Raw genomic sequence first — 22,598 nt, forward strand, 5'->3', positions numbered from 1 at the left:
GTGCCGCCGGATACTAACTGTCGTATCCGCTTTTTACAAAGTGCGATGAATGGGGTGTATGAGAAGATCCCGAGTCCGTCGAGGGCGCGGCGAGGGGTCCCGAAGGGCGCGAAGCACCTACGGGTCCCCCCACCGCCGGGAGCATCAGCCGAGGCCGTCCGCACCCACCTGAACCGCGGACTCGTCGAGGACGGTGTCGGTCACGGGCTGCGGGCGTCCGTCCAGGTCGAGGACGGGGACGGCCTCCTTGTACCAGGACTCGATGACGGCGTTGCCCCAGAAGTCGCGGCGGCGGTCGTCGCGCACGTTCCAGCGGTACGTCTCGTGGTCCGGGTCACCGGTGTAGTAGTCCGAGGTGTAGATCTCCACGCGGTGGCCGTCGGGGTCGCGCAGGTAGAGGTAGAAGGCGTTGGAGACGCCGTGCCGGCCGGGGCCGCGTTCGATGTGGTGCTCTTTGTGCAGTGAGCCGAAGATGTCGGCCGCGCGCAGTACCTGGTGGGACTCGTGGGTGGCCACCCCGACGTGGTGCAGGCGCGGCCCGGCGCCGCCGGTGAAGGCGACGTCGTGGACGGTCTGTTTGCGGTACATCCAGGCCGCGTACAGCTCGTGCTCGTCACCCTCGATTGTTTCCGAGCAGCCGAAGCCGAGGGACTGGTAGTGGGCGTAGGCGGCCGGGATGTCGGGGGTGCAGATGTTGAAGTGGTCCAGGCGGGCGATCTCGGCGCCGTGGCGGATGTCGTAGCGCTGGATGAGGCGCCCGGCGCGCTCGATCTCGTGGAAGAACTCGACGGGGAAGCCGAGCGGGTCGATGACGCGGACCGCGTCGCCGACACCGTGCGTTCCCTCGCCCTTCTTCAACCGCTTGACCGGGCAGCCGAGTCCGACGAAGAACTTCTCCGCCTTGTCGACGTCCTCTGGGGTGCGGACGCGATAGGAGATGTGGTCGAGGGCCGCCAGATCGCCCTTGCGGAGCACGAGCGAGTGGTGGGTGAGTTCGTCCGTGCCGCGCAGGTACAGCGACCGGGCGTCCTCGTACTGGATGTGGAAGCCGAGCATGTCGACCCAGAACCAGCGGGCGGCACCGAGGTCGGTGACGGCGAGCTGGGCGTAGGCGGACCGGACGACGTCGGGGGCGTTCGAGGCGGTCATGAGGTGGCTCCGAAGCGGGGGGTGTGCACCTCGGCGAGGGCGACGTGGACGATCTTCGATTCGGTGTAGAAGTCGATGGAGTGTGCGCCGCCCTCGCGGCCGACGCCGGACGCCTTGACCCCGCCGAAGGGAGTGCGCAGGTCGCGGACGTTGTGGGAGTTGATCCAGACCATGCCGGATTCGACGGCGTGCGCGATGCGGTGGCCGCGCTTGATGTCCGAGGTCCAGACGTAGGCGGCCAGACCGAACTGCGTGGCGTTCGCGAGCTCCACGGCCGCGGTCTCGTCGTCGAAGGGAGCGACGGCCACGACCGGGCCGAAGATCTCCTCCTGGAAGATCCGGGCGTCGCGTTCGACGTCGGCGAAGACGGTGGGCTGGAGGTAGTTGCCCTCCGCGAGGTGCTCGGGGCGGCTGCCGCCGGCGACCAGACGGCCCTCCTTCCTGCCGATCTCCACGTAGTTCAGGACGCGCTCGTAGTGTTCGGGATGCACCAGCGCGCCCACCTCGGTGGCCGGGTCGGAAGGCAGCCCGACGCGTACGTTCGCGGCCCGCTCCCCCAGTCGCCGGGTGAACTCCTCGTACAGCGGGCGCTCGACGAGTACGCGTGAACCTGCCGTGCAGCGCTCGCCGTTGAGGGAGAACACCCCGAACACGACCGAGTCGAGGGCGGCTTCGAGGTCGGCGTCGGCGAAGACGATGACCGGGGACTTGCCGCCCAGCTCCATCGACACCGTCTTCAGGTGCTCGGCGGAGGACCGGATGATGTGCCGGCCCGTGTCGGAGGAGCCTGTGAAGGAGATCAGCGGCACGTCCGGGTGGTCGACGAGGGCCTGGCCGGCCTCCTCGCCGATGCCGTGGACGATGTTCACCACCCCGGCGGGCACGCCTGCCTCTTCGAAGATCTCCGGCCACAGCGACGCGGACAGCGGGGTCCACTCGGCCGGCTTGAGGATCAGCGTGCAGCCGGACGCCAGGGCCGGGGCCAGCTTCCAGCTCTCCAGCATGAACGGGGTGTTCCAGGGAGTGATCAGCCCGGCGACTCCCACCGGGGTGCGCACCACATAGCTGAACTGGTCGTCGCCCTGCCGGAACGCCTCCTCGCCGAGGGCCACGACGACATCCGCGAAGTAGCGGAAGTTCTCGGCGGCGCGCCGGGCCTGGCCGCGGGCCTGTGTGATCGGCAGCCCGGAGTCGTACGACTCGAAGGCGGCGAGCCGGTCATGACGGGCCTCGACGGCGTCGGCGATCCGGTACAGGACACTCGCGCGCGCCCGGTTGGACAGCCCGGACCACTCCGGGAACGCCACCCGGGCGGCCGTCACCGCCCGGTCCACGTCGGCCGCGGAGCCACGCGCGGCCTGTGCGTACGGAGTGTTGGACACCGGATCGGCCACCGGGAACGTCCGCCCGTCGACGCTGTCGAGGAGTTCTCCGCCGATCCAGTGCGGGATCACGGCGGGAAGGTGCTCAGGAGTGGTGCTCACTGCGCGGCTCCGATCTGCTGGGTGAGGTCTCCGCCCTCGGCGAGCAGCGCGCGGATCTTCGACAGGCCCGCGTCGGTGGGAGAGGTGAGCGGCGGGCGGACATGGGGCGACGCGATACGTCCCTGCTGGTGCAGCACCCACTTCGCCGGCGCCGGGTTCGTCTCGACGAACAGGAGATCGACGAGCGGATGCAGGCGGTAGTGGATATCGCGGGCACCCTCGAAGTCGCCCGCCTCCCACAGCTCGTACATCCGGGCCACCGCGCCGGGCGCGAGATTGGCGACGGCCGAGACGAACCCGGCACCGCCGAGCGCGAGCAGCGGCAGACACAGCAGCTCGATGCCCGACCACACCAGCAGTGAGCGCCCGCAGGCGTGCAGCACGCGCGAGAAGTGCTCGAAGTCCTTGGTGGTCTCCTTGACGCCCACGAAGTTCTCGAAGTCGGTGAACAGCCGCTTCACCGTCTCGGGCGCGATGTCGACGGCCGTGCGCGAGGGCACGTTGTAGGCGACGATCGGCAGGTCCGGGAACTCCCGGGCGACGGTCGCGTACCACTGGTACAGCCCCTCCTGCGTGGGGCGCGCATAGTACGGCGTGATGACCAGCGCCGCGTCCGCACCCAACTCCTGTGCAGCAGCGGTGAGTTCGAGGGTTTCGTCGAGCTTGTGGGATCCGGTCCCGGGCAGGAACGGGACGCGGTCGCCGATCTCCTCGACCGCCGTCCGCATCCCCGCGATCCGCTCGCTGACGCTCTGCGCGCTGGGCTCGCCGGTGGAGCCGCCCAGCGATATGCCGTGCGAACCGGACTCCAGCTGGAAGCGGATCAGCGCGCGCAGGCTGTCGTGGTCGACGGCTCCGTCCGCGGTGAAGGGGGTGATGGCGGGAGCGATGGATCCGCGGATGGCGGACGGGTCGCTGCGGAACTTCATGTGGGCTCTCCTTGCGTGCTGTGCTGCTTGCGCCACCGCTCGTACATCTCGTGCCAGTCGGGACCGAGGGGATACAGGCCGTCGATGTCGTGCCCGGCGCGCACCTGCTCGGTGATGAAGCGCTCCCGCTGTTCCTGCTCCCGGCAGTCGGTGATCAGGTCCTCGGCCAGCTCGGGCGGTACGACGACCACGCCGTCCGCGTCTCCCACCAGCAGGTCGCCGGGCTGCACGAGGGCTCCGCCGCAGGCGATGGGCACCCCGGTGTCCCACGGCACATGGCGGCGGCCGAGGACGGAGGGGTGGGCTCCGCCGTGGTAGACGGGCAGCCCCAGTTCGGTGACGGCGGCGCTGTCGCGCAGGCCTCCGTCGGTGACCACCCCGGCCGCGCCGCGCTGCTGGGCGCGCAGGGCGAGGATGTCGCCGATCGTGCCGGCGGAGGTGTCCCGGCGGGCGTCCATGACCAGCACATGGCCGGGTCGCAGCTGCTCGATGGCCCGCTTCTGAGCGTTCATGCCGTTGCCGTACCGCTTGAACAGGTCCTCACGCAGCGGCAGATAGCGCAGCGTGTGGGCGACGCCGACCATCTTCGTGTCCGGCCGGGTGGGACGTACCCCGTCGATGGACATGTGCGGCAGTCCGCGCCCCCGCAACTGTGCGCTGAGTGTGGCGACCGCGACCGAACGCAGTCCGTCCTCGATGCGTTCGTCGAGCAGTGGCTCGGGTGTGTACGCGGCTCCGTGGGCGGCCTCGCGTTCCGCCGCGTCCGTCCTCGGCATCGCCCCGTACGTCTCCAGGACGGGCCCGGAGGCGATGGGGTTGCGCAGCCGCCCGGTGGACTGCCCGCTGCCGGTGACCTCGACCTCCACCGTGTCGCCGGGGGAGACGACGGACGCGCCGGCCGGAGTGCCCGTCAGGATGACGTCCCCGGGCTCCAGCGTGACCAGTCTCGACAGGTCGGCGACGAGCTGTCCGAAGGGGAAGAGGAGCGTGTCGGTGGTGTCGTCCTGCACGAGTTCGCCGTTGACCCAGGTACGCAACCGGAGTGCGGACGGGTCGAGTTGGCGCGCGTCCAGCAGCCGCGGCCCGATCGGCGTGAAGCCGTCGGCGCCCTTGGAGCGGAGGTTGGAGCCGCGGTCGGCGTACCGCAGGTCGTAGACCCCGGCGTCGTTCGCGGCGGTCACCCACCGCACGTGGGACCAGCCGTCCTCCGGCCGCACCCGCTGGGCCCGGCTGCCGATGACCAGGGCGATCTCGCCTTCGAACCCGAGGAGTTCACACCCGTCCGGGCGGACGATGGCCTCCTTGGTGCCTGCCAGCGACGAGGGGGGCTTGAGGAAGTAGGAGGGCTGGGCCGGGATCCGGCCGCGCTCCTTGGCCCGGCTGGGGTAGTTGAGATGGACAGCGATGATCTTCGACGGGGGGTTCCCCAGGGGGTGCGTCATCGGGAGCGCTCCAGGCTGTGCTGGTCCAAGAAGTTCTGGACCTTCGCCTTGTACGGCTCGCGGTCGTACGACTTCACGTACGCGCCGGCCATGCGGACGGGGTCACCGAAGAAGTAGTACTCGTACAGCGCCTGGCGACTGGAGAACGCGGAGATGCAGGTGTCCCAGACCAGCCGGAACAGCTTCACCCGCTCGGCGCCGGTGAGGGTGGCAGACTGGAGGTAGGCCTCGATGTCGGCGGCCGCCGGGCCGTTGATGTCGAGTTCGGTCGGGGTGGCCATCAGGCCGGAGGCGCCGAGCTTGCGCAGGATCTGCGGGAAGCGCTGGTAGAGCTTGGGGTAGAGGTTGCGGGCGGCGTTGAGGGGGGCCCAGGCCGGGGTCAGCACCCCGTACTCGTTGACCTCGGCGTCGGCTTCCGCCGCGCGCAGGAAGGCGCGCAGCGTCTCCAGGGTGGTGATGATCTCGGCGATGTCCTCCTGGACGTGCTGGAACTGCTCGATGCCGATGGCCTCCGTGAGCAGGGTCACCAGTCCGAGGATGTACTCGGTCTTGGCGGTGGTGCGGGTGACTACCTGGTGGGTCATGTGCACCACGGAGGCGGTCTGGGAGTAGAAGCCGTTGCACAGCTCGGCGTCACCGAGCGCGAAGCAGCGCTCGAAGGGAACGTGCACGTCGTCGAAGACGACCACACAGTCCGATTCCTCGAAGCGGGAGGCGAGGGGGTGGTCGTGGCGCGGGCGGTCGTAGTCGAGGGGCTCGCGGGCGATGTAGCGCAGGCCGGGGGTGTCGTTGGGGATGGCGAAGGCGTACGAGTACGGCTTGTCCTCGGGCGTGCCACGCAGCACCGTGGACGGGAAGACGAGCATCTCGTCGGCGAAGGGGGCGATGGTCGCGAGCATCCGCGCCCCGCGGATCACCACGCCGTTGTCGTCCTCCTTCACGATGCGGGCCGCGAGCTTGCCGCCCGCCTGCTGGGTGCCGGCCACCGCCCGGTTGACCTGCGGCGGGATCAGCGTGTGCGTGCACAGCAGATCCTCTTCACGGGCCTTCTCGTAGTAGCGGCGGATGTTCTCGCCGAAGGCGGGGTTGGCCTGGGCGAACCAGTCGGCGGCCGAGGCGAGCGCCATCAGGGAGCTGTTCATGTAGTCGCCGGTGCGGCCGAGCATGCCGTTGCTGTGGTCGGCCCACACCTTGAACGCCTTACGGCGCTTGACGAGATCGTCGGGTGTGCGCGGAGTGAGGAAGGACGTGCCGACCGGCTCACCGGAGGTGGGTGAGGTGTAGGTGAGGGTGTCCTTGTGTTCGTCGCTGTGCTGGAGGTCGTACAGCTCGGCGTAGGTCTGCACCACGTTGCGGAAGGCGGGGTGTTCCTGGATTCCTCCGGTGAGCGTCTCGCCCTGGATGTGCACGGTGGGGCGGGACTGGGAGAGGCGCTCGAGGAATTCCTTGCCGGTGCGTGCGGCCATGGTGGTTCTCCTGGGGAGTGCGGTGGGGTTCGAGAGGGGGGTGGGCCGGGCGGAAAGCTTCAGAAGAGGTGCTCGATGCCGTCGGCCGACTCGGTCGTGGACGCGAAACGGCTCCAGGCGTAGGTCAGGGCGTCGCCGTCGCGGTGGCCGAGGTCGGTGACGCGGCCGAGGACCAGGGTGTGATCGCCGCCGTCGTACGTACGCCAGGGCTCGCACTCCACCCAGGCGAGCGGGTCGGCCAGCCGGGGGACGCGCGCGCCCTCCGCCCAGCGGGGCTCCGCGGTGCTCGGGGCCCCGGCGAACAGCCGGGCCAGCTGCTCCTGTTCGGCACCGAGGATGTTCACGCAGAAGGGCCCGTCGGCCAGCTGGTCGTGGCAGCGGGCCCGGCGGGCGACGCTGACCAGGACCAGCGGCGGTTCGGCGGACACGGACGTGAAGGAGTTCATGGTGGCGCCCCGCGGACCGCTGTCGGTCGCGTACGACACCACCGTGACGCCGGTGGCGAAACGGGACATGCAGGCACGCAGCGCGCCGGGACTGGGGGGAGCGAGTGCTTCGGGCATACGAGGTTCCTTCGGATCGATCGCCCGCCGGAACCGTCCCCGTCTGCGGAGAGGGAGGAACGGCCGGGGCTACCCGGCCGCGCATCGGGACGCACGGCCGGGAGGAGACCTGCCCCCTGACAGGCCCAGGGGACAAAGCAGAACAACTACTGCTCAGGGCATGTAATCAATGCTTTGATTAATTGGGGACCGTACCCCCGTCGGCATCTCGGGGGAAGCCCTCGGGCGAAGGTTTTTCACGCTCCGGAAACATGGACGGGGTGCACACGCGTGCCCGCTTCCCGAGTGCAGTCCGTGCTGCCGCCCGACCTAGACTCCGACTGTGACCCAGGAACCGGAACCGCTGGACGCCGACCACCTGCACTTCTGGTCGTTCATCGACCACGCCATCGACCGGGCCTCGCGGGAACTCCCCGGCATCGACCCACTCGCCATGCGGCTGGTGCTCACCCTCCACCGCGCGGCCAACATGCTCGTCTACGACCTCGAATCGGCCGTACACCGGCCTCGCGGCTGGTCATGGCCCGGCTTCCGAGTGCTGTTCGCCATCTGGCTGTCGGGCCCGGTCGAGGCGAAGAAGGTCGCGGAGCTGTCCGGCATGAGCCGAGCTGCCGTATCGGCGCTGGTGAACACGCTGGAACGGGACGGCCTGGTGAGCAAGGAGCGCGCCTCCTATGACGGGCGCGCGGTCCAGCTCGGCCTCACCGAGGCCGGTCTGCATGCGATCACCACTGCCTTCCAGGCGCACAACGCACGTGAACAGAAGTGGGCGGGCGCCCTCAGTGAGGACGAGCAGCGGACCCTCATCGAGTTGCTCGGCAAGCTGACCGCGCACTCCGCGCACTTCGACGTCCGGCATCGGACCTGAGGGCTTTCCCCGGGGCAAAGAGCCGATGGCGGGCGTCCTACCTGGCGGACGGCGACTGCTTCGCCGCCCAGGCCGCCTGCCCGAGCCGACCGAACTCAGCGCTGGGCGTCAGCGGGCCCGCCCGGTCGCAGCCGGTCAGCCGATCAGACGCAGCCCGTCCTCGAAGTCGACGCGCGCGAGGTCGGCGCGCGAGAGGATACCGAGCTTGGGGAACACGTTGGCCAGGTGATGCCCAACCGTACGAGGGCTGATCAGCAGCTGTGCCGCGATCTCCTTGTTGGTGAGCCCCTGCGCGGCCAACCGTGCGACTCTCGACTCCTGCGGCGTGAGGACAGCTGCGGTGTCCCGGGCCGGTGCGGAGTCGCGGCGCGGTTGCTGCCCCGTCAGCTCCTGTTCCGCCCGGGTGCGGGCAAGCAGCGGCGCCGCGTCCAGTCGCCGGAAGGTCTCCGCGGCTTCGGCCAGCTGTGTCCGGGCGTCGGTACGGCGGCGGGCACGCCGCAGCCACTCGCCGTACAGCAGGCGCGTCCGGGCATAGTTGAAGGGCCGCGACCGAGCTCCGGGAACATCCAGCGCGAGCCGGAACTGCTTCTCCGCATCCGCCCCCGACGCCAACAGGGCATGAACCAGATGCGTCGCGGAGAGCGCCCACGCCGCCCCCGTCCGTTCGGCCCACCGCCGCAGCAGCCACGCCTGATCCTCGGCCGTCGCCCGCTGTCCTGCCTGGAGGGCGGCCTCGGCGGTGTCCGCCGCGGCGAGCAGCGCGATGGTGGGATGCGCCGCGTGGTGCCCGTGCTCGCCCAGCCGGACCAGGCGGTCCAGCGCCTCCTCGACCCGCCCGGCGAAGAGCGCCGACAAGCCGAGGTTCCACTGCGCGCCGGCGACCAAGGCGCGCATCCCACGCGGCACCCATACCTCGATGGTCCGGGCGGCAAAGTTTGCGACGGTCTGCTCATCGCCTCGCGCGGCTGCCAGCCATCCGAGACTGGCGCGGCACTGCTCCGCCAAGAGGTCGTCGCCGGTCCCCTCAGCCACTTGGAGCCCCTCGAGGGCGTTCGCCGTGGCCGAGGTCCAGGAGCCTTGCGCGATGTCCAGCGTCACGGTCTGGGCCAGCGTCTGGGTCAGGGCGGTGACCTGTTCCGTGTGCCGCAGCGTGTCGGTCTCGCGGCGGAGCGCCTCCTGCAGGGCGGACTCGATGCCCCAGGCCACCGCCAGCGGTGCCGGTGGCATCAGGAGCCAGGATCTGCCACTGAGCCGGGTGAGGATTTCAGCGATGGGGGCCACGACCTGGTCGCGGTCATCGGCGCCGCCGTCCCGCTCCTCCGTCCACCATCGTCGCAGGAACGGCAGCAGATCGGCGTTCGGGAAGTCCCCTGGCGGGAGCCGCCGCGCGAGCCGCTGAAGCGCCTCGCGCTGAAGTCCGCTGTGACCAGTCGCCCACGCCGCCCGCAGCGCCATACTGCCGAGCCTGAACGCCTTCCCGGGATCGGCCACTTGCTCCATGTCCCGGGTCAGCTGACGGCAGGCGGTTTCCGGATCGCCGTGCGCGAACTCGATCAGCCCGCGCAACCCCTCACTGAGATTCGCGACCGTGGATGCGGAGGAGAACCCTTCGGCCTGCTCCAGCATTCCCCGCGCCACATCGACGTGACCGGCCTCCCAGGCCGCCCTGGCTCCGTGGGCCAGCCGTCTGGCCGCGTCGTCCATCGAGGGGGACAGCTTCGCCGCACGCCGCAAGGCACGGGCAGCCGTGGCACAGCCACCGTGCGCCCAGGACCGGTGGGCCGACTCTTCCAGCAGCCGGGCCACCTCCTCGTCGGGTCGGCCCACGGCTTCCGAGGCCGCGGCGAGATGCCAGGGGCGCAGCTCGTCGGCGTTCTCACCGGTCAGTACGGAGGCGAGCGCCTGATGAACGGCCTGGCGGTTGGTGGGCGGCGCCTCCTCGTAGACCACGGCCTGCATCAGCGGGTGGCGGAAACAGATCCGCCCGTCCGAGCGCCTGGTGAGCAGACCCGAGTGCAGCGCCTCGTCCCACGCGACCGCGTCAAGTCCGAGCAGAACACCGGCCTGCCACACGGTGTTGTGATCACTGCGGTCATCAGCGGCGGCGAGAAGGAGGGCGGTGCGGGCAGGAGCGGACAACCTCTCGATCCGGGCGCGGAAGGCACGGCGCAGGCGGGGCCCGACGGCGATCCGCTCGTCGGCAAGAGGGTGGGTCGAGAGGTCTCCGGCCGCGTCCGACGTGGTCAGTTCCTGGAGTGCGAGGGGATTTCCGGCCGCCGCGCGGACCGTGCGGCGGATCACTGACTCGTCCGCGTGCGGAGCGACGGCACGGGCGAGAAGCCGTGCGTTGTTGTCGTCCAGCTCCCGGACCTCCATGGCCGCCAGGTTCTCCCAGGGGCCGTCGACGGGGTCGTCGTGTCCGGTGAGGAGCACGACCACGGGCTCGTTGCGCAGTCGGCGCGCGACGAAGGCCAGGCACCGTGCGGAGGCCTCGTCGAGCCATTGGGCGTCGTCGGCGATGACGAGCACCGGTCGTTCCTTGGCCACCTCGCCGACGAGCGTCAGTACGGCCACGCCGATCAAAAACCGGTCCACCACGTCGCCGCTCATCCCGAGCGCCCCGCTCAGGGCCTTGGCCTGCGGCTGCGGGAGCGTACTGATCCGCTCCGTCACCGGCCACAGCAGTTCGTGCAGCGCAGCGAACGCCAGCCCCGACTCAAGACGAGTACCACGGCATCTCAGGACGGTGAAGTCCGCGGCGGCCGACTCGGCCGCGTATTCGAGCAGTGCGGTCTTACCGATGCCGGGTTCACCCCACAGCATCATGACCGCTCCGGATCCCTGACGGGCACCATCAAGGACCCGATCAAGGGCTGCCTGCTCCTGGCGCCGTCCGTACAGGTCCATTTGCTGGAAAGCCTAAAGGGCTGCAGGCGCCCGGAGCCACTCCGGCAACCCGAGTTCAACCACAGCAGGCCATGTCTTGACGGACACGATGACGGACACGGTGACGGATTCGCTTCCCTCGCTTCCTCCGTAGCGTCGGGCGTGATCCATTCACTCGCGCCCCACCGCAGGAGAAAGACATGGCGACGGCGATCCTGGGTCGGGAGCGTCGGCAGGACAGTGACTCCGCTCGTTGTGCCGGATGCCGCGTCGCCGCGGCGGCCACCGACCCGAAAACCGAGGCCGCGCTACACCGCCGTCCCAACCCGCGGCCGCGTCAGCACGTTACGCCTCGATGCCGCGCCAGGCCCTCGGTCAGGCAGCGCCGCGCACCCGGCCGGAAGAAGCACGACATGACCACGCGCCTGCCAGACGTGGTTCTGGGCGTCGCCCCTGCCCGTTCAGGGCGCCCCGACGAACACGCACCCCTGACGAACCGCCAGGATCACCCTTGGAGCGAACGATGACGCAACCCAGCACGATCAGCGTGGAGCGGCTGACACCAGGAATCCGCAAGATCACATTCTCGAATCCACCGGTGAATCTCATCGTCGGGGAGACCGTGTCCCGACTGGTTGAGGTCGTCACGGAGCTGAGCGAGGACCCGCAGGTACACGTAGCCGTCTTCACCAGCAGTACACCCGGCTACTTCTTCAACCACTTCGATCTCGACCGGGTTGCCGACTTCATGCCGTCCGACCCGGAGGCGACGCCGCCGTGGATCGATCTCGTGATACGGCTGTCCACAGCTCCGTTCATCAGCATCGCGTCCATCCGCGGACGGACCAGGGGCGGCGGGGACGAACTGGCCCTGGCCTGCGATCTGCGCTACGCCAGCCGCGAGCACGCGGTGTTCGGCCAGCCCGAGGTCGGCGGCGGGATCCTTCCCGGCGGCGGGGGCACAGAACGTTTGCCCCGACTCATCGGACGGGACCGGGCACTCGAAGCCATCCTCAGCAGCAATGACTACGACGCCGACACCGCAGAGCACTACGGATGGGTGACCCGCACTGTCGCCGACGCCGAGCTGGACGGCTTCGTGGACGGTGTGGCAACCCGGCTGGCTTCCTTCGACAAGGCGGCGCTGGCAGCCGCCAAGGCTCAGGTCAACCGGGCGACGCTCCCGCCCGATGCCGACCTGCGAGCGGCCTACACCCAATTCCTGAGCTCCCTGACCTGGCCAGGGGTCCAGGCATTCCTCCCTCAGTTCGAGAAGTTCGCTGCCGAAAAGGGTCTCGAAGAGCTGGAACTCCGCTTGGGCGACTACCTCGGCATCGCGCGTCAGGAGAGCCAGTGAACACCGAGTGCGAAGACCCGTTCGCGACCAGCGAGTGACTCCTCCCCGATCACCTCCAGCCCGTGATCACAACGACCTCCGGGCATGTCCTCTTCGCGGTGTAGCCGATCAGCCGTCCGTCGCCTTGGTGGTGTCGGGGAGCACGGGAGTGCTGTCGGAACTCTCGTCGGCGTGTATTTCGTCCATGCCGCCTTCGGGCAGGCAGCGGCAGCGGAAGGCGATCCATACGGTCGTGCTCCGCGTGCTGCCGGTTGCGGCTCGACGTGCTTGGCCACCCGGATTCCCTCGACGACTCGGCCGCCGGCGTCGTCTCCGTGACCGATACGGTGACAGATCCGCTTGCAGCTTGGTGTCCGTAACGTCGGACGCGGTCAGCGCACTCGCGCGCACCGCGGGAGACGGCAGGGCGACCGCGATCATCGGAACCGGAAGCAAGGACAGGATGTGGGCGGATCCGGTGGTGGTGCATGGCTCAAAGGCACCCGTGCATCAGCATTACTTGCATCCGCGACCGGTCCATGGCCTTCGTGAACGAGCAGGCGTCGACCTTCGATCAGCGCTGAGCCCGCCGCGAGCACGGAGCGTTCGGTCAGCCCGGTGGCCACTCTTGTGAGCCCGTTTCCTGCCGCTTCTTCTCTCCTCCCAAAACCTCTGACCGCTACGAAACGGAGCCCTCGCATGAGTCGGCCCAGCACGTCCGGCGGCGCCGGCACCATCGCCATGCAGCCGACGAAGCATCTCGGTGCGAGCCTGGCCACGACCGCGAGCGCGACGAAGACCGACCTGGTGAACAACCTCGGCGCGGACGTCGTCATCGACACGGTCGGGGGCGAAATCCCTCGACAAGTCACTGCGGGTGCTGCTGCGGGCGGGACCGTCCTCAGCATCACCGGGCCACCCGACCCCGGCTTCGCCCGGGAGGTCGGTGCCCATCCCGTCGTCCGGCTGACCGTGGCCGCCCTGAGCCACCGACGTGCCCGACGACACCAGGTGACGTACTCGCAACCTGTTCATGAAGGCCAGGGGCGACCAGCTCCGCGCAGACCTGTGAAGCCATGACACATCTCGAGCAGGGACGCGGCAAGGCCGACGAGATCGGCATGCGCGTGACATGAGCGCGCCCGACCTGCCCCCTCGGTCGCCCGGTCGGCACACCGAGCGCCGAAGACCATCGACCACAGCCAACCCACCGGAGGACCACATGGACACGTCGCGAAGTAGCTCGCAGCCCGCAGGACACATTGCCGTGGAGGGCCAGTCAGGGGTGCTTGTCGCTCGTATCGACGGAGGCCCGCATGCGTTGTTCGATCCCGAGATCACCAAGCAGCTGAAGGAGTTGGTCGATCGTGCAGACCGCGATCCGGACATCCGTGCGGTCGTCTTCACCGGTACGCATCCTGACCGCTTCTTGAGTCATTCCGATGTGCGCTGGCTGCAGGAAGGCGGCACCGGATTCCCGCCGATCAACACGCGCATCGCCAAGCTCGTAGCGCGCACGGCGAGACTTATCAACCGCGTGCCGGTTGTCAGGACGCTCGCGGGGATGACCCGGCTCAAGACACTTCTGCAACTCGACACCTTCCATGCCACCTTCCTGAAGATGAATGCAAGCGGCACCATCTTCGTCGCGGCACTCAACGGTTCGGCACTTGCCGTCGGCGCGGAACTGGCGTTTGCCTGTGATCTGCGCATCATGGCGGACGGGGAGTACGTCATCGGCCTGACAGAAGTCCTGCTCGCGCTGACACCGGGTGGCGGTGGCTCTCAGCGACTGCCTCGTCTGATCGGTAGGCAGCAGACGTTGGTCGCCGTTCTCGAAGGCAGGCCTTTCACGCCTGCGGAGGCCCTCTCGCTCGGTGCGGTCGACGAAGTGGTGCCAAAGGAAAAGGTCCTCGCACGGTCGATCGAGCGCGCGGAGTATCTGAGCCTGCGCTCGAAGAAGTCACTCGGAGCCATCAAGCGATCCATCTACTTCGGCAGCACCCTGCCGCTCGAGGACGGCTTGCAGTTCGAGCACGCCGAGTTCCTGGTCAGGGATCAATCGAAGGAAGCTCAGAGGCGGATGCTCGAGTACATCGCCGCCACGGACGCCACTGGCGAGCTCCCTCTGTTGAATCGTGAGACGTACGCGCGAGCACTCGCCGCCGGGCGAATCGGAGGTAGCCCCAACGAGTAGATCGGGTCGGTGTGGCGACCTCGTCCTGATCGGCGGTTCATCGCCTCGAGGCCGTTGCTGAAGCCAGCCAGAAGTGGTTGGTCACATGGCTGTTGGCATCTCCGCCCATTGTTGTGGCCCTTGGGGAAACGTCGGTTGCGGCCCCGGATCGTGTCGGATGAACTGTGGTCGCTGATCGAGCCGTTGCTGCCCGAGCCGGGGCCGAAGCTGGTCGAGGGCCAGCCGCGGAGCCGGACCGGCCGGCCTCGTGCGGGGTCTTGTTCGTGCTGCACGAGGTCGTCCATACGCCAAGGGGTTCGGCAGACCGCTGGACCGGCTCGTCATCATCCATGCGCACACGGACCACTTCCAGACGCATCCCACTTCGACGCGCCGGCTGTCACAGGTGATCAGATCGCGGCGCGAGGCGGCCTCAAGGACCCGACCGGCACCCCGGTCCCCGCAGCAGAGGTGGCTCTCAGCCCTCACCTGCGCTCACGAACGCGTACGAGCCGACAGCCCTCAATACCTCCGACCTTTTTACGGCGACGGCGCAGCCGGCTACACCGACCACGCCACCCAATCCGCCTGACGGAAAACCCAGGCGCGCGAGAAGCCACCGCCCTCCTCAGCCACCCGTATGCGGACCGGTGCGACCTCGCCAAGATCGCAGCCAACCTGCGGATTGCGGTAGCGGGCCGGTATCCACTGCCCATCGAGGTCCTCACCAAGTTCGACAACTTCCTCGATGTCCCGGCCCTGGAGGGTTTCCGCATGTCGGAGGGCAGTGGAGGTGGCCACCTTCAGCTACCGGGACCGTCCCCCGTAAACCGGGCTCGGGTCGACCCTGCCCCTGCGGGTGTCCACGTCCGAGGCCGTCGTCGACGACATGCGCGGGTGATGCGATGACCGGCGGTTGCGGTCTCGGTCACCCGCTCGCGGTCCGCTCGTGGACTTTCCCGTACCGCGCCCGACGTTTCCGGATCCTTCTCTGGATCGCCGGACGTGACCACTTGCCATCGACCGGCGACCCCCGTATGGTCGTACGAACGTAAGACATACGAACGTAAGACGAATTCAGGGAGTACGTGATGGCGGCAACTCGGCCGGTGGCGCTCGTGACAGGGGCCTCATCAGGGATCGGCAAGGAGACGGCCCGCGCCCTCGTCGCAGCGGGTTACGAAGTAATCGGAACCGGCCGGAAAACCTCGGGACTCACCCCGCCCGCCGGGGTGAAGTACCTCGACCTCGACGTGGCGAGCGATGAATCCGCCGCCGCCGTGGTCGAGCAGGCAATCGACCGGTTCGGGCGCATCGACGTCCTGGTCAACAACGCCGGTATCGGCTCAGCCGGTGCCGTCGAGGAGAACTCCGTCGCCCAGGCCCAGAGCGTCTTCGACATCAACGTCTTCGGTGTCATGCGTATGACGAAGGCGGTCCTGCCGCACATGCGCGCCCAGGGAGGGGGACGCATCATCAACGTCTCGTCCGTCCTCGGGCTCATCCCCCAGCCCTTCATGGCCCTCTACGTCTCGGCGAAGCACGCGATCGAGGGCTACTCAGAGTCCCTGGACCACGAGGTCCGCGAGCACGGCGTCCGGGTCCTCCTCATCGAGCCCGGCTACACCAAGACCAGCTTCGACACCAACGCCGCGCAGCCCGACACCCCGCTGCCGCTGTACGCGGAGCGACGGCGCGTCTTCGACGAAATGATCGTGGATGCGATGAAGGAGGGCGATGACCCCGCCGTCGTCGCCAAGGTGATCGTCACAGCAGCCACCGACAAGAAGCCGAAGCTGCGCTACACCGCCGGCCCCCTCGCCTCACGCGTCAGCGCGGCGCGCCGCCTCGTCCCCAACGGGACGTTCGACAAGCAGGTCCGCAAGACCAACCGGATGCCCGCCTGACACCCCCATCCGGATCAAGAGGTGCCGACGCCGTCCCGGTCCGGCTCCAAGGGCGGCGGTTCCGCCCCGAATTTCTCCGGTGTGCCAGACATCACCGGCTTCCCTGATGTTCCCGACAGCCCAAACACCAGTCACTCGTAATCTTTGCCAAGGAGAGTCATGCAGCAGCAAAGCCAGCAAACGGCCCGGCGCAGTGCATCGAGCGCACGGCGTTTTCTGAAGAGGAACGTCGGCATCGCGCTGGCAGTCACCGCGACGGCGGCCGTCCTGGTCTCGGCGCCGTCCGCGTCCGCATGGACTGGGCACCCGTACAGCGGATCCGCCGTCACCGACGTACGGACCGCGGCGAGTTTCGACTACGCCGCCGGCGAGATCCCCGAGAACATCACCGCCAACCCCGACGGCTCGGTGACCCTCTCCCTGCTCGGCAGCTGCGCGGTGTGCCAGCGTACCCACGGTCCGGAGCTGATGCGCATCTCCGCCTCCGGAGAGCGCACGGTGCTTGCCACCGGCCAGGTGGGTGAGGCGATCAGCGGCAACGCCCGTGGCATTGACGGCACCGTCTACTACGCGCTGTGGGCCCCGGGCAACGCCGCCAGGAACGGCGTGTACAAGCTGCTGGCGGACGGTTCCTCTCAGCGCGTCGCCGCTCTGCCCGCCGACTCGGGCCCCAATGGGCTGGCCGTCGACTCGGCCGGACGCACCCTCTACATCGCGGACAGCCTCAAGGGCATCGTCTGGTCCGTTCCGGTCTCGGGCGGATCGGCGACCCCGTGGCTGACCGACGCCGCTCTCGCGCCGGTACCGACCGAAGCCCTGCCGATCGGCGCCAACGGGCTCAGGTTCCACAACGGCGCCCTGTGGATCACCAACTTCAACAAGGGCACCCTGCTGCGGGTACCGATCACCGGCACCGGCACGGCCGGTCCCATCCGCGTTGTCGCGGGCGGCCTGCCCAACATCGACGATCTCAGCTTCCTGACCCCCCGCTCCGATGTGGTCTTCGCGGCGCAGAACGGCTCCTCCTCGAACAACGGCCCGGACAGGGTCGTGGTCGTCTACCCCAACGGCACCTACAAGCCCGTCCTGACCAGCGCGGACGGTCTCGCCTCGCCCTCCGCCACCGCCGTTCGGGGCGACCGCCTGTACATCACCGACGGCGGCGTCCCCGAGCCCCACGACCCGAAACTGCAGACTGCCAGGATCAACTTCCCTGCTCTCCTCGCAGGCGCGGCACACTGACCTGACCAGGGTGGCAGCCGGGGCTTGCGCCCCGGCTGCCAGGGAGGAACGCATCGTGCGGTACACGAAAGAACACAAACAGCAGACAAGGCAGCGGATTATCACTACGGCCGGCCGCCGACTCAAGCGCAACGGCATCGACGGCTCCGGAGTCGCCACGCTCATGAAGGACGCGGGCCTGACCAACGGCACCTTCTACGCCTACTTCTCCTCCAAGGAAGAACTCGTCGCCACCGCGGTCGCCGACCAGATGCGCGCACAGCACGAGAACATCGTCGCTCAGGCGGCGCCCGGCCGTGCCGGACTCGAGCAGATCGTGCGCTGGTACTTCTCCGCCGAGCAGCGCGACAGCATCGAGGACGGCTGCCCCAACGCCGCCCTGCTCGACGAGATCTCACGCTCTGCGGATCTCACCAAACAGGCTTACACCGACGGCGCACTGACCCTCATCGACGGCTTCGCCGCCCGGCTGGCACCCCACGATCCAGCGTCGGCGCGTCTGAAGTCACTCAGCCTCCTCGGCATGATGGCCGGGACGCTGCAGCTCTCCCGTGCCCTGACCGACCGGCAGCTCGCCGACGAACTCCTCGAACAGGGCATCCGCAACGCCCTGGCAATGCTGGATGCCGAGCATCACGACTGATCGCTTCACCCGACGACCTGTTTTCCACGTCGGGGATGTGGAAACCGATGATCCCCGCCCGGCGTGAATACGGTGGGGATCACACCCCCGTCGGGATCTGACCACGCCGATGCGCCGATGTGCCGACCCGCCACGGTGATCTTCCCTTCCCCGCCCCCGGTGCGCTCGGGCATGCCCGGCACGCAACAGTGCGGCGGACGCGAGGCAGTCACATGACCGCGGCTCATCGCTTGCCGCTCCCTGTTCCTGGACCGATCAACGGTCCCGCCAATCCCTCCGGAGTTCTCCGTGTACATCGCCTATGTCGTCATCGCTGTCGTGCTGTCCCTGGTGCTGGTCCTCTCTGCCGTGCCCGACATCACCCGCGACCCGAAGATCACAGAGGGAATCAAGGCGCTCGGGGTGCCCGACAGCTGGTTCCTGCCACTCGGCCTGCTCAAGATCGCGGGTGCTCTGGGGCTGCTCGCCGGCATCGTCTACCGACCGTTGGGCATCGCGGCGGCGATCGGTGTCGTCCTGTACTTTTTGGGCGCCGTGATCACGCACGTCCGTGGAGGCGACACGAAGTCGATCGGCCTCCCGGCCACCATCATGCTCGTTGCCGTAGCGCCGCTGGTGCTGGGTTTCGCGACCGTCTGATCGTGCTCCACGACCGCGATCAGACCAGCTCACGATCACGCGGAGCACCACTGCCAGACGCTTGCCTCCAGCGCCCGGGCTGGAGGCAAGTCGCTGCGGGAGGGCCGGCGCCCTCCATGTCTGGGACGGCCCACGCCAGCCACCCCGGACAGCACCGGACTTGCGGGCGGCTACAGTGCGGTCCGCGTCAGGGGCCAGCAGTGCCGATCAGGTGACCGACCATCAGCTTTGGGGAACTGATCGGCACAAGCGTCGGAAGCGTCGGCGGCCCAGCCGAACACCTGGCGCCCTCTGTCGCTCTCCTCCGGTTGTGCTCCCGGTCGCTCAACACCGCTGGGCTGTTTCGCCCTTCAGAATCAGCATCGTCGACAGTCCCTGCTGCCGGATCGCGCTGATACCACCGACCTGAGTCCCGCGTACTCCGCCTCTCTCGGATCGCTCAGGCCGCGCGGGACCGGACATGATCCGGGGCCGGGTTGCGACCGGCCGCGACGGTATCGGCTCGAGTCAGATCGTCTGCCCGGATGGGCCAACGTCCAGGGCCCCGATCCGGTCCCCGGCGCCGGAGAACACCTCCAGGTCGTAGCCCTGGAGGTCCATTTTCAGAAACGGCCGCGGCTCAGCGATGCCGTCCGCGCCCAGCAGTGCCGTCCAGCCGGTCTCGTTGGCCGTGCGGTCCCGGACGCCGAGGCCCGCCGTCTGGTGTGAGGACGGCATGTCGTGCTCAGGTGAGTCCGCGTTTGAGGATCTTGCCGGTGGACGTCAGGGGCAGCTCGTCGACGAACTGGACGATGCGCGGGTACTTGTACGCTGCGAGCCGCTCCTTCCCCCAGGCGGCGAGTTCCTCCTCGGTCGTGCCACTCTCGGCCTTCTTCACCACGACGGCCTTGACCTCCTGGCCGTGGGATTCGTGCGGTACGCCGATGACGGCGACCAGTGAGACGGCGGGGTGCTCCATGAGCACTTCCTCGATCTCGCGCGGGTAGACGTTGAAGCCACCCCGGATGATCATGTCTTTGGACCGGTCGACGATGTAGTAGAAGCCGTCCTCGTCCTTGCGGGCGAGGTCGCCGGAGCGGAACCAGCCCTCCTGGATCACCTCGGCCGTCGCCTCGGGCCGTTTGTAGTAGCCCCTCATGACGTTGTGCCCCTTGATCGCGATCTCCCCGATCTCGTCGGGACCGCCCTCGACGTCGGACCAGTCGTCGCGGATCAGCTTCATCTCCACGCCCGGGATCGGCACGCCGATCGAGCCGACGCGGGGCTCCTCCCCGAAGCGGGAGAAGGAGGCGATCGGAGAGGTCTCGGACAGTCCATATCCCTCGAGGATCGTGACGCCGAAGCGGTCCTTGAACTGCTTGTGGATCTCGCCGGGCAGCGCTGAGCCACCGGCCGCCGCAACGCGAAGATTCGCGGCCAGGCGGGCGACATCGATCGTTTCGTCGAGTGCGGCGAGAAGTCCCCAGTACATCGTCGGGACGCCGGCGAAGAACGTCACGTCTTGGTCGCGCATGAGACGCAGCGCTGACCGCGCCTCGAACCTCGGCTGCATCACGATCGTGCCGCCGAAGGCGAGGGCGCCGTTCTGGATCACGGTCTGACCGAAGGCATGGAACAGCGGCAACGCGCACAGGTAGGTGTCGGGGCGCTCGGGGTCCGCGGCGAACAGGTCGATGCCGGCAAGCGCGTTGTCGTACACGTTGCGATGACGCAGCTCGGCGCCCTTGGGCCGGCCGGTCGTGCCGGAGGTGTAGAGGACCACCGCGGTGTCGTCCTCGTCGCGCTCGACCGTCTGGAACGTCACCGGCTGCTCGGCGACGACCGAGGCGTACGACTCCGGCGTGCCGTCCCCGGCCCACGGCGCGCCGCCGCCCTCGATCAGGAAGAACTCGTCACAGCCTTCGGCCGCCTGGAATCCCTCCCATGCCGCCTGTCCGACCGGCAGCTCCGCCGTGCCCTCGAACGCGAAGTACGCCTTCGCGTCGGAGTCGGTGAGGTGATAGGCGACCTCGCGGGCCTTCAACAGCACGTTCAGCGGCACGACCGCCGCCCCGGCCTTGAGGATGCCGAAGTAGACGCTGGTGAAGTAGGGCAGGTTGGGGCAGGACAGTGCGACCTTGTCACCCGGCTGGATGCCGCGCGAGACGAGCAGGTTCGCGACCCGGTTGGCCGCGGCGTCGAGAGCTCTGTACGTGATGCGGTCGTCACCGAAGACGATGGCGGCGCGCTCCGGGTACCGGGACGCGGAATCGGTCAGTACGCGTGACACGTGGCGGGTCGGTCTGTGCATCGTCGTTCTCCTGGTTCACGAGGTTGCAGTCACGTCTGGACGAAGTCCCGAGCGGGTACGAAGCCGTGGGTTTCCCGGCCCAGCAACGTGGCGAACTCGATGGTGGTGAGATCACCTCCGCTCGGGCGCAAGCCTGCAGACCGATAGGCAGTCCGCTCCTGCCTCTGCGCACCGGGATGCCCGTCGCCGGACCCCGGGGACATTGACGACGGTGTGGGAGGGAGGAGCAGGACCGGTGCGGTCGCAGCTGAACACACCGTGGACGAGGGGCGAGGAGGCGGCTGTGCGGTTGGTCGCGATGTCGTCGGGGAGGCATGCCCGCCGGACTGCGGCCTTGGCGTCGGCCGCCCGCAGCACGGTGAGTACGTCGTCGACGGCGGCGGCCACCTCGCCGTCGACCGGAGGCGACGGATCCTCGGCCCGGACGGCGACCCGAAAGTCGGCGGGCTTGGTCGCACACGGCGGTGCGCGCGTAGCTGAAGCCGCTGTCGTGGCCGTCCGTCCGGCCGTGGCCTGCCGTATCGGGACGCGGTCGCGGGCGTCGCCGACCTACGCGCCGCCGCGGGCCATGCCGGCGTCCGTCCACCGTCCCGGTCCGGCAGGCGCGCGGACCTTGCAACCGCCGCGCCCGGACCGCTCGGTCAGATCTTCGCCTTCTCCCGGACCCACGCGCCGATCTTCGCGATGGCGGCGTCGGTCTCCGGAATACGGCCGGCACCGTAGACGTAGGAGTGCTGGCCGCCGGGGACCACCACGGTCGCCGTGTCGATTCCTGCGTCCTTGACGCGGGCGGCGAACTCCTCGTCCTCCCCGGCCAGGACCTCGTACGTGCCCCAGGAGACGAGGGTCGGGGGCAGACCGCTCAGGTCCGCCCGGTTCAGATTGATCCGGGTGTCCGTGACCTCGATGCCGGTGCCGCCGATCCAGGACTCCCGGAAGAACTCCAGCAGTTCCTTGCTGAGGATCTTGTCCGTCCCGGCGTTGGTCGTGATGGTCTCGTTGGCGATCTCGAGGTCGCACCAGGGAGAGATCGACACGATGGCGCCGGGCAGAGGCTGCTTCTTGTCGCGGAGGCGAAGCGCCAGGGCGACGGCGATGAACCCGCCGATCGAGTGGCCGATCGTGATGATGTTTCCGGGCTCATACCCTTCGGAGAGCAGCCAGTTGAAGGCCGCCTCCGCGTCGTCCACCTGAGCCGGGTACTTGTGCTCCGGTGCGCGCCGGAAGTCCAGCACCAGTACGGGTGCCCCGGCGGCCTTGGCGATATGGCCGGCGAGCTTTCGGTCGGCGGCTGCCGACGCCAGAACGGAACCCCCGGCATGACTGTGCAGGAGGACGTAGTCGGTGTTGGCGTCGAGGGGTTCGCACCAGATTCCCGGCACGCCACCCGCGTCCACCTCCCGATACGTGATGCCTTCCGGCTCCCGGGCCGCGAGATGAACCTGCTCCGCCTGGATGCGCGCCGCATCCAACTCGGACGGGGGATTCTGCCCTGTGGCCAGCCATTCCGCGAATGCGATCGCTTCCGGGCTCAGTTCAACAGCAGCGTGCTTGGACATTCGGACCTCCGTGGGGCCA

Annotated in this window: 19 protein-coding genes; 8 read left to right on the forward strand and 11 right to left on the reverse strand. The window is 68.6% G+C overall.

Annotation, left to right across the window (positions count from 1 at the left end):
• Window positions 1-144 precede the first annotated feature (144 nt).
• The 6 genes from hpaD to ACWBNA_RS33070 are packed head-to-tail and all read right to left on the reverse strand — an operon-like array spanning window position 145 to window position 7,033.
• Window positions 145-1,149, reverse strand: coding sequence for a 3,4-dihydroxyphenylacetate 2,3-dioxygenase (hpaD, locus tag ACWBNA_RS33045; RefSeq protein WP_482708180.1), 1,005 nt, complete (start codon window positions 1,147-1,149; stop codon window positions 145-147).
• A complete protein-coding gene (gene hpaE, locus ACWBNA_RS33050; RefSeq protein ID WP_482708181.1) occupies window positions 1,146-2,633 on the reverse strand; it encodes a 5-carboxymethyl-2-hydroxymuconate semialdehyde dehydrogenase in 1,488 nt (495 codons plus the stop codon). Before hpaE ends, hpaD begins: the two co-directional genes overlap by 4 nt.
• A complete protein-coding gene (gene dapA, locus ACWBNA_RS33055; protein WP_482708182.1) occupies window positions 2,630-3,562 on the reverse strand; it encodes a 4-hydroxy-tetrahydrodipicolinate synthase in 933 nt (310 codons plus the stop codon). The genes hpaE and dapA overlap by 4 nt, the downstream gene beginning before the upstream one ends.
• Window positions 3,559-5,004, reverse strand: a complete 1,446-nt coding sequence (locus ACWBNA_RS33060; RefSeq protein WP_482708183.1) for a fumarylacetoacetate hydrolase family protein — start codon at window positions 5,002-5,004, stop codon at window positions 3,559-3,561. Before ACWBNA_RS33060 ends, dapA begins: the two co-directional genes overlap by 4 nt.
• Entirely contained in the window at window positions 5,001-6,470 is a 1,470-nt protein-coding gene (gene hpaB, locus ACWBNA_RS33065; RefSeq protein WP_482708184.1) for a 4-hydroxyphenylacetate 3-monooxygenase, oxygenase component, read from the reverse strand. Before hpaB ends, ACWBNA_RS33060 begins: the two co-directional genes overlap by 4 nt.
• Before the next feature lie 59 nt (window positions 6,471-6,529).
• Window positions 6,530-7,033, reverse strand: a complete 504-nt coding sequence (locus ACWBNA_RS33070) for a flavin reductase family protein (protein ID WP_482708185.1) — start codon at window positions 7,031-7,033, stop codon at window positions 6,530-6,532.
• 322 nt (window positions 7,034-7,355) lie between these two features.
• On the opposite strand from ACWBNA_RS33070, the gene ACWBNA_RS33075 reads away from it, so the two are divergent.
• Window positions 7,356-7,901 (forward strand): MarR family winged helix-turn-helix transcriptional regulator, encoded by a 546-nt coding sequence (locus tag ACWBNA_RS33075; protein ID WP_482708186.1) that lies wholly within the window; start codon window positions 7,356-7,358, stop codon window positions 7,899-7,901.
• 135 nt (window positions 7,902-8,036) lie between these two features.
• On the opposite strand, the gene ACWBNA_RS33080 is transcribed toward ACWBNA_RS33075, so the two are convergent.
• Window positions 8,037-10,808 carry a helix-turn-helix transcriptional regulator gene (locus ACWBNA_RS33080; RefSeq protein WP_482708187.1) on the reverse strand — a complete coding sequence of 924 codons (2,772 nt, stop codon included), beginning with the start codon at window positions 10,806-10,808 and terminating at the stop codon, window positions 8,037-8,039.
• Window positions 10,809-11,334: 526 nt separating this feature from the next.
• Between ACWBNA_RS33080 and ACWBNA_RS33085 the strand changes: the two genes are divergently transcribed.
• The 3 genes from ACWBNA_RS33085 (at window position 11,335) to ACWBNA_RS33095 (ending at window position 14,320) form a co-directional block, all read left to right on the forward strand.
• Window positions 11,335-12,144 carry an enoyl-CoA hydratase/isomerase family protein gene (locus tag ACWBNA_RS33085; protein ID WP_482708188.1) on the forward strand — a complete coding sequence of 270 codons (810 nt, stop codon included), beginning with the start codon at window positions 11,335-11,337 and terminating at the stop codon, window positions 12,142-12,144.
• A gap of 678 nt (window positions 12,145-12,822) precedes the next feature.
• Complete coding sequence (locus tag ACWBNA_RS33090) at window positions 12,823-13,203, forward strand: hypothetical protein (RefSeq protein ID WP_482708189.1); 381 nt, start codon at window positions 12,823-12,825, stop codon at window positions 13,201-13,203.
• Window positions 13,204-13,345: 142 nt separating this feature from the next.
• Window positions 13,346-14,320, forward strand: coding sequence for an enoyl-CoA hydratase/isomerase family protein (locus ACWBNA_RS33095; protein WP_482708190.1), 975 nt, complete (start codon window positions 13,346-13,348; stop codon window positions 14,318-14,320).
• 540 nt (window positions 14,321-14,860) lie between these two features.
• Here ACWBNA_RS33095 and ACWBNA_RS33100 read toward each other — a convergent pair.
• Window positions 14,861-15,100 (reverse strand): hypothetical protein, encoded by a 240-nt coding sequence (locus ACWBNA_RS33100; RefSeq protein ID WP_482708191.1) that lies wholly within the window; start codon window positions 15,098-15,100, stop codon window positions 14,861-14,863.
• Between the two features lie 290 nt (window positions 15,101-15,390).
• Here ACWBNA_RS33100 and ACWBNA_RS33105 point away from each other — a divergent pair, with 290 nt between their 5' ends.
• From ACWBNA_RS33105 to ACWBNA_RS33120, 4 genes are all read left to right on the forward strand, one after another.
• Window positions 15,391-16,206 carry an oxidoreductase gene (locus ACWBNA_RS33105; protein ID WP_482708192.1) on the forward strand — a complete coding sequence of 272 codons (816 nt, stop codon included), beginning with the start codon at window positions 15,391-15,393 and terminating at the stop codon, window positions 16,204-16,206.
• Between the two features lie 159 nt (window positions 16,207-16,365).
• Window positions 16,366-17,448 carry an SMP-30/gluconolactonase/LRE family protein gene (locus tag ACWBNA_RS33110; RefSeq protein ID WP_482708193.1) on the forward strand — a complete coding sequence of 361 codons (1,083 nt, stop codon included), beginning with the start codon at window positions 16,366-16,368 and terminating at the stop codon, window positions 17,446-17,448.
• A gap of 52 nt (window positions 17,449-17,500) precedes the next feature.
• Window positions 17,501-18,091, forward strand: coding sequence for a TetR/AcrR family transcriptional regulator (locus ACWBNA_RS33115; protein ID WP_482708263.1), 591 nt, complete (start codon window positions 17,501-17,503; stop codon window positions 18,089-18,091).
• Window positions 18,092-18,379: 288 nt separating this feature from the next.
• Window positions 18,380-18,730 carry a DoxX family protein gene (locus ACWBNA_RS33120; protein WP_482708194.1) on the forward strand — a complete coding sequence of 117 codons (351 nt, stop codon included), beginning with the start codon at window positions 18,380-18,382 and terminating at the stop codon, window positions 18,728-18,730.
• A gap of 507 nt (window positions 18,731-19,237) precedes the next feature.
• On the opposite strand, the gene ACWBNA_RS33125 is transcribed toward ACWBNA_RS33120, so the two are convergent.
• From ACWBNA_RS33125 to ACWBNA_RS33135, 3 genes are all read right to left on the reverse strand, one after another.
• Window positions 19,238-19,447 carry a hypothetical protein gene (locus ACWBNA_RS33125; protein WP_482708195.1) on the reverse strand — a complete coding sequence of 70 codons (210 nt, stop codon included), beginning with the start codon at window positions 19,445-19,447 and terminating at the stop codon, window positions 19,238-19,240.
• Window positions 19,448-19,454: 7 nt separating this feature from the next.
• Window positions 19,455-21,020 (reverse strand): long-chain-fatty-acid--CoA ligase, encoded by a 1,566-nt coding sequence (locus ACWBNA_RS33130; protein WP_482708196.1) that lies wholly within the window; start codon window positions 21,018-21,020, stop codon window positions 19,455-19,457.
• 641 nt (window positions 21,021-21,661) lie between these two features.
• Window positions 21,662-22,579, reverse strand: a complete 918-nt coding sequence (locus ACWBNA_RS33135) for an alpha/beta hydrolase (RefSeq protein WP_482708197.1) — start codon at window positions 22,577-22,579, stop codon at window positions 21,662-21,664.
• Window positions 22,580-22,598: the final 19 nt, after the last annotated feature.

The sequence above is a fragment of the Streptomyces sp. Q2 genome (assembly GCF_056820935.1).

Excerpts from the sequence above, each read along its gene's own strand:
- ACWBNA_RS33130 (WP_482708196.1), bottom strand. The coding sequence starts at position 21,020 with ATGCACAGACCGACCCGCCACGTGTCACGCGTACTGACCGATTCCGCG.
- ACWBNA_RS33080 (WP_482708187.1), bottom strand. The coding sequence starts at position 10,808 with ATGGACCTGTACGGACGGCGCCAGGAGCAGGCAGCCCTTGATCGGGTC.
- ACWBNA_RS33090 (WP_482708189.1), top strand. The coding sequence starts at position 12,823 with ATGAGTCGGCCCAGCACGTCCGGCGGCGCCGGCACCATCGCCATGCAG.
- hpaB (WP_482708184.1), bottom strand. The coding sequence starts at position 6,470 with ATGGCCGCACGCACCGGCAAGGAATTCCTCGAGCGCCTCTCCCAGTCC.
- ACWBNA_RS33135 (WP_482708197.1), bottom strand. The coding sequence starts at position 22,579 with ATGTCCAAGCACGCTGCTGTTGAACTGAGCCCGGAAGCGATCGCATTC.
- ACWBNA_RS33095 (WP_482708190.1), top strand. The coding sequence starts at position 13,346 with ATGGACACGTCGCGAAGTAGCTCGCAGCCCGCAGGACACATTGCCGTG.
- hpaD (WP_482708180.1), bottom strand. The coding sequence starts at position 1,149 with ATGACCGCCTCGAACGCCCCCGACGTCGTCCGGTCCGCCTACGCCCAG.
- ACWBNA_RS33110 (WP_482708193.1), top strand. The coding sequence starts at position 16,366 with ATGCAGCAGCAAAGCCAGCAAACGGCCCGGCGCAGTGCATCGAGCGCA.
- ACWBNA_RS33105 (WP_482708192.1), top strand. The coding sequence starts at position 15,391 with ATGGCGGCAACTCGGCCGGTGGCGCTCGTGACAGGGGCCTCATCAGGG.
- ACWBNA_RS33125 (WP_482708195.1), bottom strand. The coding sequence starts at position 19,447 with ATGCCGTCCTCACACCAGACGGCGGGCCTCGGCGTCCGGGACCGCACG.
- dapA (WP_482708182.1), bottom strand. The coding sequence starts at position 3,562 with ATGAAGTTCCGCAGCGACCCGTCCGCCATCCGCGGATCCATCGCTCCC.
- ACWBNA_RS33060 (WP_482708183.1), bottom strand. The coding sequence starts at position 5,004 with ATGACGCACCCCCTGGGGAACCCCCCGTCGAAGATCATCGCTGTCCAT.
- ACWBNA_RS33070 (WP_482708185.1), bottom strand. The coding sequence starts at position 7,033 with ATGCCCGAAGCACTCGCTCCCCCCAGTCCCGGCGCGCTGCGTGCCTGC.